Genomic DNA, 539 nt, shown 5'->3' on the forward strand with positions numbered 1-539 from the left:
GCGGGAGCCACCGTCATCGCGGCGCGGTCCATGCGACCGGTCGTCACGGCGCTCATAGCCGCCGCCGGGGCGACCGCCTCGGTCATCACGCCGATCGCCCGGCCGACCATGGCCGCCGGGACGGCCGCCACGATCATCGTCACGACGCGGGCCACGAGACCGGTCGTCGCGGCGGTCGTCCCGCCCCCGGTCGTCACGGCGGAAACCACCACGGTCACCGTCGCGGCGCGGTCCGGAGTCGCGGGAGTCCCGCCGGTCGCCGGCGTCCCGGCGCCGCGGCTCGCGGTCCGACCGGTCGTCGGGTGGGTTGGTGGACATCGACATGACTCCTGTCTTCAAGCACTACAGTCATTCTCCCGCATCGGCTTCACCGATGCGGCCTCAGCAAAACAAAAAGGACCCCTGGTCCCAGCATGAACGCTGGGACCAGGGGTCCTCCAAAGATTGTTCGGCGGCGTCCTACTCTCCCACAGGGTCCCCCCTGCAGTACCATCGGCGCTGAAAGGCTTAGCTTCCGGGTTCGGAATGTAACCGGGCGT

The 539-nt window shown here is 69.6% G+C and carries 1 protein-coding gene and 1 rRNA gene; both read right to left on the reverse strand.

Annotated features, from left to right (window positions below):
- Positions 1–209: hypothetical protein (locus ABZS71_RS15885; RefSeq protein WP_356210464.1), on the reverse strand; the 209-nt coding region annotated here is incomplete at its 3' end.
- A gap of 237 nt (positions 210–446) precedes the next feature.
- Positions 447–539 (reverse strand): 5S ribosomal RNA (gene rrf / locus ABZS71_RS15890); the annotation flags it as partial.

This window comes from Streptomyces sp. NPDC005393, assembly GCF_040606675.1.
Taxonomy (GTDB): domain Bacteria; phylum Actinomycetota; class Actinomycetes; order Streptomycetales; family Streptomycetaceae; genus Streptomyces.